Origin of the sequence: Pseudorhodoplanes sp. (genome assembly GCF_050250235.1) — a bacterium.
Lineage (GTDB): Bacteria > Pseudomonadota > Alphaproteobacteria > Rhizobiales > Xanthobacteraceae > Pseudorhodoplanes.
Genome location: NZ_JBFWPA010000129.1, coordinates 1 through 16381, shown reverse-complemented (window position 1 = coordinate 16381; position 16381 = coordinate 1). Strand labels below are relative to the sequence as shown.

General features: G+C 62.2%; 19 protein-coding genes and 2 pseudogenes. 2 read left to right on the top strand and 19 right to left on the bottom strand.

The genetic code is table 11. The features are described from left to right. The first annotated feature begins 282 nt into the window (after nt 1-282). Complete coding sequence (locus tag AB7F49_RS31885) at nt 283-510, top strand: DUF2274 domain-containing protein (protein ID WP_428529859.1); 228 nt, start codon at nt 283-285, stop codon at nt 508-510. Nucleotides 511-827: 317 nt separating this feature from the next. Here AB7F49_RS31885 and AB7F49_RS31880 read toward each other — a convergent pair whose 3' ends face one another. Together AB7F49_RS31880 and AB7F49_RS31875 are read right to left on the bottom strand one after the other, a co-directional pair. Next, a complete protein-coding gene (locus AB7F49_RS31880) occupies nt 828-1241 on the bottom strand; it encodes a CopG family transcriptional regulator (RefSeq protein WP_428529858.1) in 414 nt (137 codons plus the stop codon). Between the two features lies 1 nt (nt 1242). Next, nucleotides 1243-3273 carry a conjugal transfer protein TraG gene (locus AB7F49_RS31875; RefSeq protein WP_428529857.1) on the bottom strand — a complete coding sequence of 677 codons (2031 nt, stop codon included), beginning with the start codon at nt 3271-3273 and terminating at the stop codon, nt 1243-1245. Between the two features lie 154 nt (nt 3274-3427). Between AB7F49_RS31875 and AB7F49_RS31870 the strand changes: the two genes are divergently transcribed. Further along, nucleotides 3428-3757, top strand: coding sequence for a hypothetical protein (locus AB7F49_RS31870; protein ID WP_428529856.1), 330 nt, complete (start codon nt 3428-3430; stop codon nt 3755-3757). 12 nt (nt 3758-3769) lie between these two features. On the opposite strand, the gene AB7F49_RS31865 is transcribed toward AB7F49_RS31870, so the two are convergent. From AB7F49_RS31865 to AB7F49_RS31785, 17 genes and pseudogenes are all read right to left on the bottom strand, one after another. Then, a complete protein-coding gene (locus tag AB7F49_RS31865) occupies nt 3770-5569 on the bottom strand; it encodes a relaxase/mobilization nuclease domain-containing protein (RefSeq protein WP_428529860.1) in 1800 nt (599 codons plus the stop codon). 397 nt (nt 5570-5966) lie between these two features. Next, nucleotides 5967-6704: a hypothetical protein gene (locus AB7F49_RS31860; RefSeq protein ID WP_428529855.1), complete on the bottom strand. Its 738-nt coding sequence runs from the start codon at nt 6702-6704 to the stop codon at nt 5967-5969. Nucleotides 6705-6954: 250 nt separating this feature from the next. Next, nucleotides 6955-7290, bottom strand: coding sequence for a DUF736 domain-containing protein (locus AB7F49_RS31855; protein WP_428529854.1), 336 nt, complete (start codon nt 7288-7290; stop codon nt 6955-6957). A 44-nt stretch (nt 7291-7334) separates the two neighbouring features. Further along, nucleotides 7335-7880 (bottom strand): S26 family signal peptidase, encoded by a 546-nt coding sequence (locus AB7F49_RS31850; protein WP_428529853.1) that lies wholly within the window; start codon nt 7878-7880, stop codon nt 7335-7337. Beyond that, nucleotides 7877-8386, bottom strand: a complete 510-nt coding sequence (locus AB7F49_RS31845; protein ID WP_428529852.1) for a DUF2840 domain-containing protein — start codon at nt 8384-8386, stop codon at nt 7877-7879. The genes AB7F49_RS31850 and AB7F49_RS31845 overlap by 4 nt, the downstream gene beginning before the upstream one ends. Nucleotides 8387-8715: 329 nt before the next feature. Beyond that, entirely contained in the window at nt 8716-8997 is a 282-nt protein-coding gene (locus tag AB7F49_RS31840; protein WP_428529851.1) for a helix-turn-helix transcriptional regulator, read from the bottom strand. Between the two features lie 161 nt (nt 8998-9158). Then, nucleotides 9159-9734, bottom strand: a complete 576-nt coding sequence (locus AB7F49_RS31835) for a DUF2285 domain-containing protein (RefSeq protein ID WP_428529850.1) — start codon at nt 9732-9734, stop codon at nt 9159-9161. A 52-nt stretch (nt 9735-9786) separates the two neighbouring features. Continuing rightward, nucleotides 9787-9978: pseudogene (locus tag AB7F49_RS31830) on the bottom strand (transcriptional regulator domain-containing protein); the annotation flags it as partial. 181 nt (nt 9979-10159) lie between these two features. Then, entirely contained in the window at nt 10160-10423 is a 264-nt protein-coding gene (locus AB7F49_RS31825; protein WP_428529849.1) for a DNA -binding domain-containing protein, read from the bottom strand. Nucleotides 10424-10639: 216 nt separating this feature from the next. Next, entirely contained in the window at nt 10640-10858 is a 219-nt protein-coding gene (locus tag AB7F49_RS31820) for a helix-turn-helix domain-containing protein (RefSeq protein ID WP_428529848.1), read from the bottom strand. Nucleotides 10859-11051: 193 nt separating this feature from the next. After that, entirely contained in the window at nt 11052-11372 is a 321-nt protein-coding gene (locus AB7F49_RS31815; protein ID WP_428529847.1) for a DUF736 domain-containing protein, read from the bottom strand. Nucleotides 11373-11566: 194 nt separating this feature from the next. Next, entirely contained in the window at nt 11567-11851 is a 285-nt protein-coding gene (locus AB7F49_RS31810; RefSeq protein ID WP_428529846.1) for a hypothetical protein, read from the bottom strand. A gap of 96 nt (nt 11852-11947) precedes the next feature. After that, the gene (locus AB7F49_RS31805) at nt 11948-12394 is read right to left on the bottom strand and encodes a hypothetical protein (protein ID WP_428529845.1); all 447 of its coding nucleotides are present in this window, start codon (nt 12392-12394) and stop codon (nt 11948-11950) included. A gap of 152 nt (nt 12395-12546) precedes the next feature. After that, the gene (locus tag AB7F49_RS31800) at nt 12547-13479 is read right to left on the bottom strand and encodes a DUF2493 domain-containing protein (RefSeq protein WP_428529844.1); all 933 of its coding nucleotides are present in this window, start codon (nt 13477-13479) and stop codon (nt 12547-12549) included. Between the two features lie 505 nt (nt 13480-13984). After that, complete coding sequence (locus tag AB7F49_RS31795) at nt 13985-14458, bottom strand: RidA family protein (RefSeq protein WP_428529843.1); 474 nt, start codon at nt 14456-14458, stop codon at nt 13985-13987. 18 nt (nt 14459-14476) lie between these two features. Beyond that, nucleotides 14477-16021, bottom strand: coding sequence for an MFS transporter (locus AB7F49_RS31790; RefSeq protein WP_428529842.1), 1545 nt, complete (start codon nt 16019-16021; stop codon nt 14477-14479). Beyond that, a pseudogene (locus AB7F49_RS31785) lies at nt 15948-16381 on the bottom strand (hypothetical protein); the annotation flags it as partial. The pseudogene AB7F49_RS31785 and the gene AB7F49_RS31790, both read right to left, overlap by 74 nt.

Below are 16381 nucleotides of genomic sequence, written 5' to 3'. Positions count from 1 at the left end.
TTGAAACCACTCAGATCTATCTCGATGCCGATCTGGCGCTGAAGGAAAAGATCCTCGCCAAGACCATCCCTTTCGACAGCAAGCCGGGCAAGTTCCGCCCCGATGACCGGCTGCTCGCGTTCCTCAATCAACTGTAGGAGACAGGACTATGCCGACATATGGCATCCCAGAACCCCGGAATTTTTGGCCCCTTTTGCTGCCGCTCAACACGCAACGCGGCATAGCCCACAAGACGGCATATGATCTTGTGATGGCGCCCTACGGACAGCAGGAGGGACGCCGATGACCAAGCTGAAGCTTGGCGCGATTGAGGACGACAAGCCGGTCAAACTGACGATCGAGTTTGCCGGCCCAGTGCATCGTGACTTGCTCGCGTATGCACAAGCGATCGGGCGAGAAACCGGGCAACCAGGACCCGATCCGGTCAAGGTCGTGCCGTTGATGGTTGAGCGGTTTATGGCTAGCGATCGTGCATTTGCAAGAGCGCGAAAAGGTAAGCCGCGGTCATAACCATTCTAGCTCAAGCGGCCGCTATAATGTCCATGTCACCGCCGCTCAGACGCATCGAAAACAATTCTTGCCTTGGACATTTGGATCAGCCGACAAAAAAGGGTTGTTTCCTAAGGTGGAGGCAGCGGTCTCAACTGCGTTACGTTAAATGTCGCACGGCGCTTCCGAGGTACGGAATTGCTGCTCGAATGAAGACTATTTGCGCGTGTGGATTACAACCGACGCAGCGAACCCGATGAATTCTGCAATGCGCAAGCTATTCTTATCGACAATTTCCTGATCACCGAGCTCAATCGAGCAACCCGTCATGTTGTACATTAGGGCTTTTGGATGTCCTCACCAACTTCTTGTCTTAGCGTAGGACCGTGAGCGAGCCGACGTCCCAACGCTTCTAGGAAGCGGCCATATCGCTCGTGAGCTTTCGACCGAGTCGCAGCTTGGGCATCGTCCGGCACTTGCGGCGTCGATGCGAGCCAGAAGTGGATGAATATCGCAAGCGTTTCGACCGCAATGCCGAGATCGCGCTCAAGCCGCTGCATACGGCGATCGATGCGATCGAGACGCTTCACGGTCGTTGCTTCACCACGTTCGTCTGCATCGGGAGAGAGGAACGAGGCGATTGCGGCTTCAGCAACGAGGGAGCGCGACTTGCGGCGCCGGTCTGCGAAGTCGGCGAGCAAGCGCATCACGTCGGGATCGAGATAGACGGAGAGACGGATTTTCTTTTCCATGTCAGAGCTTGATCCCGTCTCCAGGATCCATCGCCGCCTGACGCGCGACCTGCCGCATTGTTCGAGTAAGGGTGCGTACCCGTACCGTATCATCGTCGCTCTCGGTGCGATCGGGCTCGAATTCGTCCGGGAACGGCCAGGCGGCCTCTGGGGCAATATCCTTGTGGCGTTCAAGGCCGGGCTCGCGGCGAATGCCTCCATTGGCCGGATCGGAGTTGCGCTGGATGTTCGGTGATGGCGCGGCGCTCGCGGCTGTGGTCTCGCCCGCATTGTGTCCCCCGGCGGGCGGCACCAGCGGGTGGATCTGCGCGAGCACGGACCAGTTGTCGGACTTTGGTTGCGGCTTGAGGTCGCCTGGTCTCGGCGGAGGTAAGACGCGTTCGGCGAGACGCCGGTCTTCGAAATAACGCGCCTTCTTCGCGTGGACCGGCGGAACGCCGGAGACCATTACGATCTCGTCGTCGGGCGGAAGCTGCATCACCTCACCGGGTGTCATCAGCGGGCGCGCGGTTTCCTGGCGGGACACCATTAGATGTCCCAGCCACGGGCTGAGCCTGTGGCCGGCATAGTTCTTCATCGCACGCATTTCGGTTGCGGTGCCGAGCGCGTCGGACACACGCCTGGCAGTACGCTCGTCATTGGTCGCAAAGCTCACGCGCACATGACAATTGTCGAGGATCGAGTTGTTGGCGCCGTAGGCCTTCTCGATCTGATTCAGCGACTGCGCAATCAGGAACGACTTGAGCTTGTAGCCAGCCATGAACGCGAGCGCGGACTCGAAGAAGTCCAGGCGGCCCAGTGCAGGGAATTCGTCAAGCATCAGCAAGACGCGATTGCGGCGGTCGCTCGCTTTCAGATCCTCGGTGAGCCGTCGACCGATCTGGTTGAGCACGAGGCGGATGAGCGGCTTCGTCCGGCTGATGTCGGAGGGTGGTACGACAAGATAGAGCGTCGCCGGCTTCACGCCCTCAACGAGATCCGCAATACGCCAATCACACCGCCGCGTGACCTGCGCCACCACCGGATCGCGATAGAGCCCGAGGAACGACATGGCGGTGGAGAGAACCCCCGACCGCTCATTTTCGGATTTATTCAGTAATTCCCTGGCGGCCGAGGCGACGACGGGATGCGGCCGCTCTTTGCCAAGATGCGGTGTCGTCATCATCGCGACCAGCGTAGTCTCGATCGGACGACGCGGATCGGAGAGGAAGGACGCGACGCCTGCCAGCGTCTTGTCCTCCTCGGCATAGAGGACATGAAGGATAGTCCCGACCAGCAGCGAGTGGCTGGTCTTCTCCCAGTGGTTCCTCCTCTCCAAAGAGCCCTCCGGATCGACCAGGACGTCGGCGACGTTCTGCACGTCCCGCACCTCCCACTCGCCGCGACGGACCTCGAGCAGCGGGTTGTACGCGGCGCTCTCGGCATTGGTTGGATCGAAAAGCACGACACGACCGAAACGCGATCGTAGCCCGGCGGTGAGCTGCCAGTTCTCGCCCTTGATGTCATGCACAATCGCCGAACCCGGCCAAGTCAGGAGCGACGGCACGACCAGGCCCACGCCTTTGCCCGATCTTGTCGGCGCGAAGCACAATACATGCTCGGGTCCGTCGTGGCGGAGATACTCACCGTCGAAGCGGCCGAGGACGACCCCGTCCGGGCGGAGGAGACCGGCCGCCCTCACCTCATCAGCATTCGCCCAGCGCGCCGAGCCATAGGTCTCTGCGTTCTTCGCCTCGCGGGCGCGCCAGACCGACATGCCAATGGCGACAGCGATGGCTGTGAAGCCGCCGGATGCGGCGATCGCGGCGCCTTCAAGGAAGATGCGCGGCGCATACGCGTCGAAGAAGTACCACCACCAGAAGAAGGCCGGCGGCGGATAGACCGGCAGGCCGCCAAGATCAAACCATGAGGCGCCGAGCTGCTGCTGGAAGCCGAGCCGCCACGCCGTCCATTGCGTTGCGCTCCATGTCGTCGAGAGCACGATCGTGAAGACGGTGAGGATCTGACCCCAGAGAATCTTGGTCGCAGTCACGGTGCCTTCCGAGTTCGACAATAGCAGTGTCGATGAAAACGTGGCTCATGGACGCGTTCAACCGTGATCAAGGCGGTATCGCAAACGGGCGCAAACATGCGAAAAAATACTTAGATTGAGATTCGCTGCAGGCGCAGCCTACAAAGCGATCAGGATGACCGATTTTCCAGCCAACCGTTCCGATCCGCTTGCGGAACTCAAATCGGAGCATCGCACCCTTGCCGTGCTGCGGATGCTTCAGCGCGAGCCGTCCTACATGAGCAACGAAGAGATCGTTAGCTCTTATTTCGGACTTGTGGGTCTTGCTTGCTCGCGTGAGCAGACCACGGCGTGCCTTGCGGTGCTCGAACGGACCGGTCTGATCGAGGCTTCAACGGTCGAGAAGCTCACCGTCATCCGCCTAACGGCGAAAGGCGAGGAAGTCGCGAAGGGCCTCGTTGTTGTGGAAGGCGTCTTGAGACCGGGTGTCGACGGCCCTTATTGAGTGCGCCCGTCGCTACAGGCCAAGGCCCCGCTGTCTACCGAAATTCCAATCTATACCGCCGTCGGTACGGGTGACGCCAGATATATGCCTTCCGAGATGGCGCTCCAGAGACGGCGACCACGGCACGAGTTGGAAGCCGAGCCCGTCGTCAATCATGGCGAAGCGGCCGGACGCGAGCATCAGTCGCTGGCGATATAGGCCGGTGACATATTCGCCGCTCGTTGACTTCCGGAACGGCATGCCGATCTCGGCCGTGAGCTTCTCGCCGATAGATTCGAGTTCGCGTCGGCGCAACGTCTCAAGCAGGTTGCGCGCATAGATGACCTGCTGCGCCTGCCTTCGCGCCAGTCCCTGCTTGATCAGGTGCTCGCTCCGGGTCTCCATTGCCGCGCGCACCTCGGCACCGAACCCGCCGCTCCCAATCGGCGCGGGCTCGCGCGCGACGAGCTGACGGTCGATCCAGGTCGCGCCCGACGCGGTCACCTGGGCCTCGAGATCGAGGTCAGAACGAATTGCGAGCGCAATTCGCTCGCGACCGTATGCATCCTCGAACCGGCGCAGCTCGACAATCGAGCCGGGAGGCCCGTCTCCGATAGCATCGAGATCGGGCAGCCTGATGTGATGGGTGCGTCCATCAGTGCCGTCGACCACGGCATAGCCCGTGCCCTTCAGCTCGTCATCGAGGCCGCAATCGATCAGGCGACCGACGATCGGATCGGCGAGGCTCTCGCCGGCGAGCACATAGCTCGATGCGCTGCGCTCGGTGCCGCGCTCGCTCAACGCCCGGTGCATGCGTTTGATGATGTCGCCGCGCTCGCCAAGCTCCCGGAGCGTTGGCTCCAGACGCTCGGAGAAAGACCAGATCCCGGACTCGGTCTCGGATGCCAGCCCATATCGTTCGAGTGTCTTCAGCCGGCCCACGAACAGCGTCTTGTCGAGATTTGCGCGGAGCTGGCCAGCATCGGGCCGCAGGTCGAGAAGCCGGGCCGGGACTTCCTCCACCAGGATGCGGTCGATCCTCGTGAAGCGCTCGGCAGTCATCTCGGCCTCCAGCTTCTGCCGCAGCTCGAGGTCCGTCTCCGGACCAAGCTCCAAGGTCACGCGCTCCTGGAAACGGATACGCAGGCCGTCGGTGATGTAATCTTGGGCTATGATGAGGTCCTTACCGGACTCTTCCTTGCCGCGGATCAGGACGTGGCTGTGCGGGTGACCGGTGTTGAAATGATCGATCGCCACCCAGTCGAGCTTTGTCCCGAGATCCTCCTGCATCTGCTGCATGACGTCACGCGTAAATCCCCGCAAATCCTCGATGCGATCGCTGTCCTCGGTAGAAATGATGAAGCGGAACTGGTGTCGATCCTCGCGGCCACGGTCGAGGAAGTCCTTGCCATCGGCGTTGTCGGTGTCAGGTCCGTAGAGGATGCCGCGGCCGCCGTCGCGGGTCGTGCCCTCGCGCTGGAGATAGCGCAGGTGGGCATCGGCCTTGCGGCTGCCGAGTTTCACCCGGGCAATATGCGCCTTGACGACGACTCGGCGCAGTCGCTGCCCGGGGCCTTGCCGCTCGACGGAACGCCGGAGGCGCTCGGCCGCGGCCTGTCCGCGGCCGATGCGGGAACACTTCCCCTTCCGGCCGCGTCTGGCGCCCGGCTCGCGACGTTTGCGGCCTGAAAACTCCCCGGGTGTGAGTGCCGCTCCCCTCGCCTTGGCCGCCGCCCTGAGCGCCTGGTTGATGAAAGACGGACGGCGTCCACCGATGCGCGTGCCACGCTCGCGGATGCGGCCGGGCCGCACGTGGAAGTCGGTGTCGCTCATGCCTGCGAGCATGCGCCCATGATGCTCGTCTGCAAGGCCAAACAGGCGGTCGTCGTACCGTCGCGCAAAAACACTGGCGATCGGTGGCGTCATGCGGGCTCGCCGTTGCCGGCGCGACCTACTGATGGCCTGGTGGTTAGAGCGTCGAGAGGACGCAGGCTGCGTTTTGCATTGAAAGCAAATGCGAAATCGAAAAATGCACATCGCGGCGTGCGCGACGCTAGCCGGAAGCGTCGTCTAAACGACTGCACGCACGACCGTATTTTGCAAACGGGCACCGGAGGGCACCGTTTGCTTTAATCTTGCCCTCCAACGGTCGTGTTGCCGCTCCCTTCCCGGCTCGCACTCTTATGCACGCCGGCCTTCGCAGCTTCTCGATTTCCTGCGATGCGGTTCATCATGGACGCCCGGTGCCAACGCGACGCATAAACAGGTCGTGATCTTGCAAATTGCTTTTGAAGGGAAACGCTGCGGGAACGGAAGGCGTTGGCGGTTTGGCTGCAGGCGGAGCAGCAGCGGTGCGCTCGGATTGCTCCGCCGGCGGTCTGGACTTGGTTGGGAACAGTGCGCTCGACCAGCCGCGCGACTGCTCAGCAAATGTCGATGTGATGTCGACGACCGGCGGTTCACTGTCTGTATTGTGATCGCCGACGAGGTCGAAAATGTCCAGTCGGGTGTCACGCGGCATGTCGAAGTTCGGAGCGTCGCCCTGCGTGACGGTTGCGACGACATCGGCCGCAAAAATGATGTCCGGCCGCTCCCAGGAGCCACGAAAGACTGCGACAGAACATAAGGTCGGATCGCTTCTGAGCTGCGGGTGGGTCTTGCAGCGGCTCGCATGCCTGGCGATCTGGGTCGCCGCCATTGCGACGTTCCGGCATGGCAGAAGGATGGATGCCGAGACCTTCGCCGGTGACACCGGAACGCCAGCGAGACCGACACGCGCGACGGTGCTGCCGGTAAGCTCACGGGCTTCCTGGATCGCCTCATGCATGCTTCGATAGGCGCGCGGGTTAGGTTCTCCTGGTACCGCGATCGCCCACGGTTCGCCGCCCGATTGGTGCCAGACCAGCGCGTGCATCAGTTTCGGATCGACGGCGAGCGTGCATGCCGTCACCAAGGTTACAAGGTCCATCGCTTTCGTTCCGTGAACTGTCCTCCGCCCGCTGAACGACGCGCCGATGCCATCGTGCTCGCGGCCGTCAAGGGCAAGGCGCGAGCGCCGGCCTACGGCCGCCCTTGACCGCCGCTGCGCGCGACGGTTGCGTGAACCGCGAGCGGGACGGAGGAATGAGCCAGGCTTTCCGCGAACAGAGGAATGGCCAGGGTTTTAGCAAGAAACGCGGGATGTCTTCGGTCACGCTATTGTCTAGGGACGCAACGGATCAGGTCTTCGTTTCGCGTTTTGCGGGGCGCGTCCAGAGCAGATGGAATGCGGAACGATCGCTTCCCGACTGGAACAGATTGGCGCGCATCGGCTGTGTGAAAGCAGGGTCGTCGATCTGGAGCGCGACGTACTCACCGGCCTTTTCTCCGGTGCGGGTCCAACCCGCGCCAACCTCTGGTCCCTCCTCGTTGCCGGCATGAACGCGGTAGTTCGGCGCGTTCTCGGTTTCCGAAGGATCGGCCGGCACGATCGTCAGCTCGATGTCGAGCGAGAGCGTGCGCAGGCGCCCGGAAAAACCGTTCCTGGTGCGGATGAAGCTGCCGATCTGTGCCATGTTTCGTTTCCTTTCTGCGGTTGATGAGAAGGTCGGCGGGGCGGTCAGCGTGTTGCTGCCCACCATTGGAAACGGCCGTCGTCTGCCTCGTCGGTCCAGACAGGCTGGGCGCGCCCGATGATCGAAGCGCGCGGAAACGGGCCGAAGTAGCGGCCATCCACGCTGTCGGGGACGTCGAAATTCATGAGGAAGAGCTCTTCGTCGCCGATACGGCGGCAGCCCTGCCAGACCGGCATTTCGCGGCCGGCCTTGTCGCGCTCGCGGGCGTGACCAATTTTCGAACGGTAGGCGATGATATCGAGGCCGTGTCGACAGACCGTTTCGCCCGGAAGCGCCAGGACGCGCTTCATCATGGGCATTCCCAGCGGCAGATATCCGCGATCGGACAGGAATTCCGCGATCAACGGCGGTGCAGCCACGGCGACGAGGTCGGTGACATCGAGATCGTCGGCTGGCTGTATGAAATAGAGGCCGATCGGCGCGCTCGCGCTGGCGTTCCAGATCAGTCTCTTTGACGGATCGACGAAGATCGACGTGCCGAGGGCAATGGTGGAAAACGCTGTAGCGAGCACCGCGGCGATGCGGGTCATGCACTAACCTCGCGCCGCTTGAGCCAAGCCCGATGGCGGGTCTGCGTATAGTTGCGCGGGTTCTCGTTGACGGAGAGACGATTGTGAACGTGTCGCCAATAGTCTGGTGCAGCATCAGCCGGATTGATGCCCAGGGCTTCCACGGTGTCGATCACCTGCAGCACGCGCTCGACCTTGGGCCAGCCGTCCATCCGGAGCAGGATTTCGCCACCGGGACGCACGAAAGGCAGCGTCTGGTAACGGTCGCCGGGAGAAACCGCGCGCACGATGTCGGCGCGTGACAGGATCGTGCCGTAATCGTTGGCGGCCCAGCGCACGAAACAGAAAATGCAGCCCGGCGTGAAGATCAGGACACGCCGATGGCGGTCGAGAACCTGCTGCCCGGAGTGCTTGCCGAATCGAATGCGGTTCTCGACACGCTGTTTGTGGAAAGTCAGCTCGACGAAGGTGAGCGATGCATCCGCATTCGGCGCGCGCGAGATATGTTGGAGGGTAACGCCCTTCATCGCCGGTTTCCTTTCGTGCGAGGAAAGGCTTTGAGCAGGAGAAGCCGCAGCATGTAGGCCACCGTGATCCCGCGCTCGAACGCTGCGATCTTGATTCGGGCGCGCAGGTCGGGGGTGACGTCGATGGTCAGTCGCACTGCGAAGGGACGATGCTTAATGCGTGGCCGGGACCGATTTATGCGTGGTTTGCGCCAGCCCGCGGGGCGCGGCGTAAATGTATTCGCGCGCGATCGCCGGTTCATGACACTCCTCCGTAGCTGCGTATGAACAAGCTGACGAACTGGACGTGCATCGCTTAATGTCGCGCGATAGAATTCGGAGCGGTGCATTCATTCGCTCCGTTGGCGGCCGTGTGGTTTGGGACGCGCCGAGAGAATGCCGCGATAATCCGTCTGCGGAACGAATTCAGACGTCGACTTTTGTGCGCGTTCGGCGGCCCAGGCGTCCAGATCTTCAATCGCGTAGACAACGCGGCCGCCAAGCTTGCGGAAGACCGGTCCTGTGCCGGTGCAACGATGCTTCTCAAGTGTTCGTCCGGAAAGGCCGAGATAGGCGGCAGCGTCGTGCGTGCGGACGTAACGCGGCGTGACGCGGGCAGACGAGGAGTTCAAGGGGAAGCCTCCGGGGCCGTTCAAAGTGTTGCCGGACACGACAACGGATCGGAGGCAAGCCTGACGGAGGATCGGGGCGATGGGGGAGACCCGCGGCAGAGCGGCTCCTGGGATGTCCCCCCGTGCGGTTCAAATGAAGGAGCGGAATTGCGGTCTTGCAGTCAACGACGTTGAAATCTCTCGGCTCGCTTGGGCTCTCCACGCAGCAGCGTGAGGTAACCGCCGCTCATCATCGCGGTTGCTGCCGCAACGGCACGGTTGATGCGCTTGCGCAATGGCGAGTTCTTCCACTCGATCGCGGGAATATCACGCGCTCCCTCGTCAAGGAGGATCGCAGCAAGTTCCCGCCGGGTCGCGCCTTCCTGTTCGCCGTCAAGCGCCCGAACAAGGAGCGTGAAGTGAGCGCGTTGCCGCGCGGAAAGCTGCAGTCTGCTAGGCAGAGGTCCGGACGGCCGACCTGTCAAACGACGGTGCAGACGCTGCAGGCTGTGCAAGCGTGCATTGAAGTCGCCGTCGAAGGGAATGAGGAAAGCGCGGCTTTGCCTACGAAATCCACCAACGAACCAGAGCCGATGGCGTCCGGTGGGATCGTTGAGCAGCACGTGCCGGCCGTCGCGCGTTTCGACGCTCATCAGCACGGGCGAAAGGCCATCGAAGTTGATTGAGTATCCGGCGTCGAATCCGGTTTGCCCCGCGGCGACCATAACGGTGGATGGAGAAAGCTCGGGCCGCCACAAGCCAGGAGATACCCATGCAGGGGTATCTGGTGCGTGCGGAAAAGGTCAAACCCCACCGGCGGGCGAGCCCCTCCATGGCGATTTCGGTTGCGGATGGATTTGGAGGCGTCCGTTCGAGGGTATTGTGATAGTCTTCTGCATACGCAGGATTGCGACGAAGAAACTCGATTGCAAATTGCTCCCGATCGAGTTGCCTCAGTTGCTTGGCCGCGTCGGGAGATCGCCAGTCATACGCATGAGACATTGATACTCTCGCTGTTAATCACCGATGGGATCGCCGTCAGTGAATATGCGCGAGACCGCAACTAATGATAGACGCAAAAGTGGAATGGGGCGATAACACATATAATCGGTTGTATTCAAAAATTGGTCTAATAGAGGCAAGCAGTATTGTTTTTTCTTCCTTGCGTCGTTTGAAAGCAACCTCATTGCATCCGCGGCTCAAGAAGATGACGATAACCCTTCTCGGTCATCCAATGCGCGCGTGCAAGATGACTGTCATACACAAGCTTGGCGCGGTCGGGCTCTTTGTCAGCATCGATTCCAAAGATGAAAGCAACCGCTTCGCGCCAGTCTGCGCCTTCCGCCTCCGCGTCGAGTAAACGTATGTAACTGGCGAGATGTTTCTCGTCATACGCGCTGACGCGGTCGAGCTGTGGCGGCTGATCTTGGAATGCTGGAACGGTCACGATCTCCTCGTTTGTCCTAAAGGGGAGCGCCTAGCGGCAGACCCAAATACCAAGTCGTCAGGAATCGATATGTGAAACGGCATCGCGTATAACCATCTACGCTATCACTCATTTTATCCGACTACCGTCAGCTTTTCACGAATAGTTACACGGCCGTCCCGTGATCGCGTTCGGTGTCCCTGTCTTTGAAGAGGCGGCGCCGGTGAGAGACCCAGATTACTTCTTGGTATCGCGCCGGAAGAACTCAGCCGGATCGGTGTCGAGGACGCCGGCAAGCTTCTCCAGCATGTCGATGGTGGCGGCGTGCTGTTCGCGCTCGAGCATTCCGACATAGTTGCGGTTGATCCCTGCACGGTCGGCAAGTTCTTCCTGCGACAGGTCTTTAGCCCGCCGGAGCCGCCGCAAATTCTTGGCCACGATCGCCCGCACTCTCATGCGGGAGTGGTCACCGGACCACTAATATACTTCCACCCAATATACTAGTGATTCGTGCGCCCGGACGCGAACACGCCGGCCGAGCCGGCGACGGTGGCCGCCTCGGCCCCGATAGTGTGTGCGGGCAGGCCCCGGCTTGGTCCGGGAGAGAGGAACCCCGCCCGGCGGACCGGGCGGGGTCTCGGAAGCCGGCTCAGTCTGCGTTGGCCTTGCGGCCGCGGGACCAGATGAGCGTATGGGTTTCGCCGCCCTCGTCCTGGAAGAGGTTCGCGTAGATCGGAGCATTGAAGCTCGGATCGTCCAGCTTGAGCGACAGGTAGTCGCGGTTTTCGTTGGAACGCTTGGCCCAGGCGGCGCCGATCTCGGCCCGTCCGACATAGACGCGGTGGCTCGGTGCGTTGTCGCTGGTGCTGGGTTCGGGGACCAGGCGGACGTTCCTTGCCTGGAAGCTGAGGGTGACGATTTCGCCGACGAAGCCCTGCTCGGTCTTGGTGAAGGTGCCGATGTTCGCCATGATAGTTCTCCTTGCTCTGAAGTTTCCGAGCCGCGACCATCGCGGTCTCGATGGCGACCGGCAGGCCGGAGACGATCGACGCCGCATCCGAAGGACCGAAGCGCAGCGGAGGATGCCAGGCGGGCAACTTTCTTGTCTCGCGAGGAATGGCGGCGCAGCCGCCAGGGGAAGAAAGTTGAACGCCGGCATTGCGGCTAGTCGAACGAGGCGCAGCCGGTGTCCGGCCAGGTCAGGCCATCATAGAGACCCGAATGGACGCGCTGCTCGGAACAGGAACAGCGCAAGGAGAAGTCAGCGAACGTCACCGCCACGAAGATCACGTAGGCGCGGATGTTGAAAATCGTCCTGTCGATCCAGGCGACGTCCCGCCCCCGAAGACAAGCGGCAAGAACGCCCTGACACCGCAACTTCAGTCGGGCGGAGCCTGGCGCGCCACTACCACAAGCGATCCACCGGACGCGCATCTCCGGCGAGGTCACGCCTGAAGAATCCGAGCTTCGGCCTCGCTCCGATCAGAACCCGTGGCGAACGGGACGGCGCGACACTCGTCTCATCAGGTCGCGGTGTCGTTGGGCCTACGATAGTGCCGTTCTTCCGGGTACTCCGCCCGGTCCGTCCGGCGGGGATGCCGCAAGCCGCGCCCAGGCCGTGGCCCCGATCACGACCGCGCCGATGACGGAGAAGACCTGCCGCCAGATGTCGGACGTCATGGTGAGACCGGATAGGCCGAACGTCGCATAGTAACCGGCGAGCGCGGCCGGCACCGCGAACATCAGCGCGACTGCGATGCGCAGGATCGGTGTGCGGACGAACGAAAAGATCGTTTGTCCGACGACGAGCACGAATGCTGCTGCGACAATGCCAAGACCGATCGCGCCGAGCGGTCCGGTCCCGGATTCGTGCGCGTAAAGACCAGCATTCATGCCAACGAAGAAGGGCAGCGCATAGATCGCGAGCATAAACAAGACCCAGCAGAATAAGCCGAGGCCGATGATGTTGAGGACGATGCCGAGTGCGAGCATGGTGGATACTCCCGTGACAATAATTGCATGGGTTGCGCCTTCCACCACCTCCACGGCGCAACCGTGAGAATAGCGGACATTGCGCAGGCGGCAACAGCGACGGCGCGCGTCCGTCGCTGTTTGTTCGCAGCGAGCGATGAGAACGGCGGCGCTCATGCGCCACCGTGACCGAGCTTCCAGACCGGAATACCGAGGCGACGCGCCTTGTCGGCGAGGTTCGCCTGAATACCGGAGCCTGGAGCGACCAGAACGGCGATCGGCATCGCCTCGAGCATCGCGTCATTGCGCTTGAACGGCGCGGCCTTGGCGTGCTTCGTCCAGTCGGGACGGAAGGCGATCTGCGGAATCTTGCGGTGATCGGCCCAGCGGGCGGCGATGCGCTCGGCGCCCTTGGGCGATCCGCCGTGCAGGAGCACCATGTCCGGGTGCTTGGCGCGGGCCTGATCGAGACGATCCCAGATCAGGCCGTGATCGTTAAAGTCGAGGCCGCCGGTGAAGGCGACTTTTGGGCCCGACGGCAGCATGACTTCGGTCTCGCTCCGGCGCTTGGCCGCGATGAAGTCGCGGCTGTCGATGACCGCCGCGGTCAATGTCCGATGATTGACCATCGAGCCGTTGCGGGGATGCCAGTGCGAGCCGGTATGGCGCGCGAAGTGCTCGGCGGCCTGGTCGCGGAAGAACTCGATGGCGGTGCGCCGCTCGATGAGCGTGATGCCCTCGGCCGTCAGGCGTTCGAGCTCGACGGAGCGGATCTCTGAGCCGTCCTGTTCGCGCTGGCATCGGCGTTGCGCCTGCTCGTTGTCGTCGAGCTGGCGATCGATCCGGCCGTTGGCGCGATGGAACAGGTTGACGGTCGACCACAGGAGGTCTTCGAGGTCCGGCTCGAGGCGCGTATCGGTCAGAGTCGACACCAGCGCGTCGAAGATGTCGGCGACGGCGCCGACGACAAGGCGCGTGTCTGGCATGGGCCGCGGGTCGGGCTCGTCCTGAAACGGGCGATAGCCATGCAGTTGCAGTTCGGTGAGGACGTGATCGGTGGCGCACGCATTCGGCTCGTAGCCGGTGTCGTCGCGGTTGGTCGTCATGGGGATGCTCCTTCGTCGGAACGGCCGCGCCCATCGCGGCCTTCACGGCGACCAGAGGCGGCAGGCGGACCTGCCCTGCACCGCGGAGCGAAGCGCAGCGGCCGGAGCGGAGCGGAGGATGGCAGAGGCCGGCTATTTTGCCTCGCGATGCAAAGCGCGCCGCTTCCTATGTATAATGTGAGGGTCTATTCGGCGGCGCGCGGCGGAAAATAGCCGGCCGCAGCCATTGCGGGAGCCGGACCGCTTGCCGCAAGGTCGCCTCTCCAGGAAGGCCGCGGGCGCGGCCTTCCCCACGGAGGGGTCGCCAGGCCGACCCTCGAAGTCGAAGCGCGACCGCGCGGGATCACCCGGAGGACCACGGTCTCTACAGCATCGAGCGGAGCTCAGGACCATCCCTATCGGCGAGCAGCGTCCGCCTTAGGATCGGACTTCATCTCGGCGCTGCGCTGAGGCAAGCGCCTGCTCCGAAATTTGAGGTCTCCCGTCTTCTTGGTCACCGACAAGCCTATTTGCCGACCCTCGGAGCGTAGAAAGTGCCTTCGATCTCGACGATGTCGTCTTGATTGAGGCGCTGCACTTCGACGATCGTGCGAGGCGGGTAAGGCTCCCTGCCCCACAGTTCGGCCTGCACCTTGTTGACGATGGGACGGAACCGAAACATGTCGCTAACAAACACAACGAGGCGGACCGTGTCGTTGAGGGTCGCGCCCTCGGATTGAGCGACCAGTCGCATATTGAGAAAAGCCTGACGAACCCGCGCCTCGTCGCCTTCGACGAGGGTGTTGGTTTGCGGGTCGATGCCGCGCATGCCCGCAACGAACAGGAAGTCGCCTGCGCGCGTTGCGAGATTCCAGGTTCCTGTCGGTTTGATGGCGCCGGCCGGCGATATTGTTTTCACGCGTTGCGGCGTTACCTGCTGCGCAATCGCCGCGGTGACAGTCAGCAATAGACCCGTTGCGATCAAGACACGTGTGACCATGGCTTCCTCCTTTGCGGGTTAGACGGCTGGGCGCGCGACCATCGGCATCAGTCGATCGCCCAAAGGACGGATCGATCCACACGTGAGGCAGCGCATGAACGGGGTTTGCGGATGCGGCGCAAGATTCGGTGTGGTGTGCTTTTTCATCCCAAAGCGGACGACCGATTCAGACGCACTGGTGACGGAATAGCGCCTGGCTCTGATGGCCGACGTCAGAGATTGCTGCCGCGGCAGCGAAAACCAGACAAGCGCAATGATCTGAAGCAGCAGATTGATGGCGAAGGCGGTCTGATAGGCGACTTCTGGGTAATGTCCGTGATCCTTCGCCCAGGCCTGAATCACAAAACCTGTCAGGCACTGCAGCGCGAAGGCGCCACCCATGTGGAATACATTCAGTGCCGCGTTCGCCCGACCGGTGAGTTCTTTCGGAAAATACTCGGCCAGGATTGCAAAGCTGAGCACGGTGCCAGAGCCGACCGCCGCAATCATCGCCCATAGGAGGTATGACGAGGAGAAGCAGCGGAAGATCAGCGCGAGTTGGGCCGCGATGAATAATGCTGCGAGAGATCCGAGAAGCGTCCTCAGACTGATGCCGCGATTTCGGAGCCGGTCAGCGGCCCAGCCGATCAGAAGCGCGCCGAGGCAAAGCGCGACGGCCATGACGAGCAGGTGTCGCACGAGCAAGGCGCGGTCGAAGCGCTCCACGTCGGTGAGCCAGGCCGCTGCCCACAATCCCTGCAGCGCCCAGGCCGTGCCGATCGAGGTCGCCGACAGCGGCGCGAGCCGCCAGAACCGGCGATCCGTGAAAACGGTGCGCAAACCCGGGACCGTCTCTTTGTTCACGGCCGGCTCGGCGGACGGGGCATCCGGCACGACCAGGTAGATGGTGAGCGCACACGCGGCTGTTATCGCTGCAAGAAAAAGGAAGAGCTCTCTCCAGCCGATCGAAGCGAGCAGCGCCTCGACTGGTGTGGTTGCGGTGACCGCACCGAGCGCACCCAGCATGATCATCCAGCCATTGGCGAGCGGCAGCCGTTCCTTCGGAAACCACAGCACAATGGCTTTCAGGCCGGCCGCGAGAGCTGCGGCAACGCCAAGACCGATCAGCGCACGAGAAAGGACAAGCGGCAGAAAGCTCTCTGAAAGTGCGAAAAGCGCGGCACCACACGCCGCGACGACAAAGAGACTGCTTTGAACGCGTCTCGGACCGTAGCGGTCGAGGAGGATGCCTACAGGAAGCTGCGCAGCAGCAAATGTCAGAAAATAGACGGACGTGAGCAGTCCGAACTGACCTGCGTCGAGCCCAAGCTCCGCCGTCAACGGACCCGCAATCACGGCATTGATGTTCCGAAACAGATACGAGAGATAGAATCCGGCCGCGAACGGTAGAAAAACACAGGCAATCAGACGCCAATTCTGCGCCAGAGCTTCGATCGGCTGCGATGCCCTTGTCCAAGCCGGCACAAAGGAGCGCCTGTCGATCGCATCGTCATGGGGTCCGCTCTGGTGACCCGTGTTCGACGCAGGATCCTGGGCTTCCGTTTGCTGCCGGAAAGCCGCCATCGCTGCCGTCCTCCTCGACGGCAGCGGGCCGGCGTGGCGTCATTGCAACGACATTGTCGTCGGTATCATCGTGAGCGGCGTGCGGATCGGTCTCAACGCCGCTTTGCTGGGCCGTAAAGAGGTGCGGACTCGTTTCGCTCACACGGTCCATCGTCTCGCGCATGAGTGGCATCCCAAGATGAACGCGCCTGCCGACCTGCGCCGCGAACTCGTCGAAGCGCGCGGCTCCGAGCTTGCAGGCGGCCTGTCTTATCGGAGGCGATAGCGGCGGCGTTACGGTGAGGTGATATCTTGCATGCAGCGCGACGGTTTCATTGACGACGCGCAGATCGCGGTCGAGATGTTCAAGCTGGCGACTCA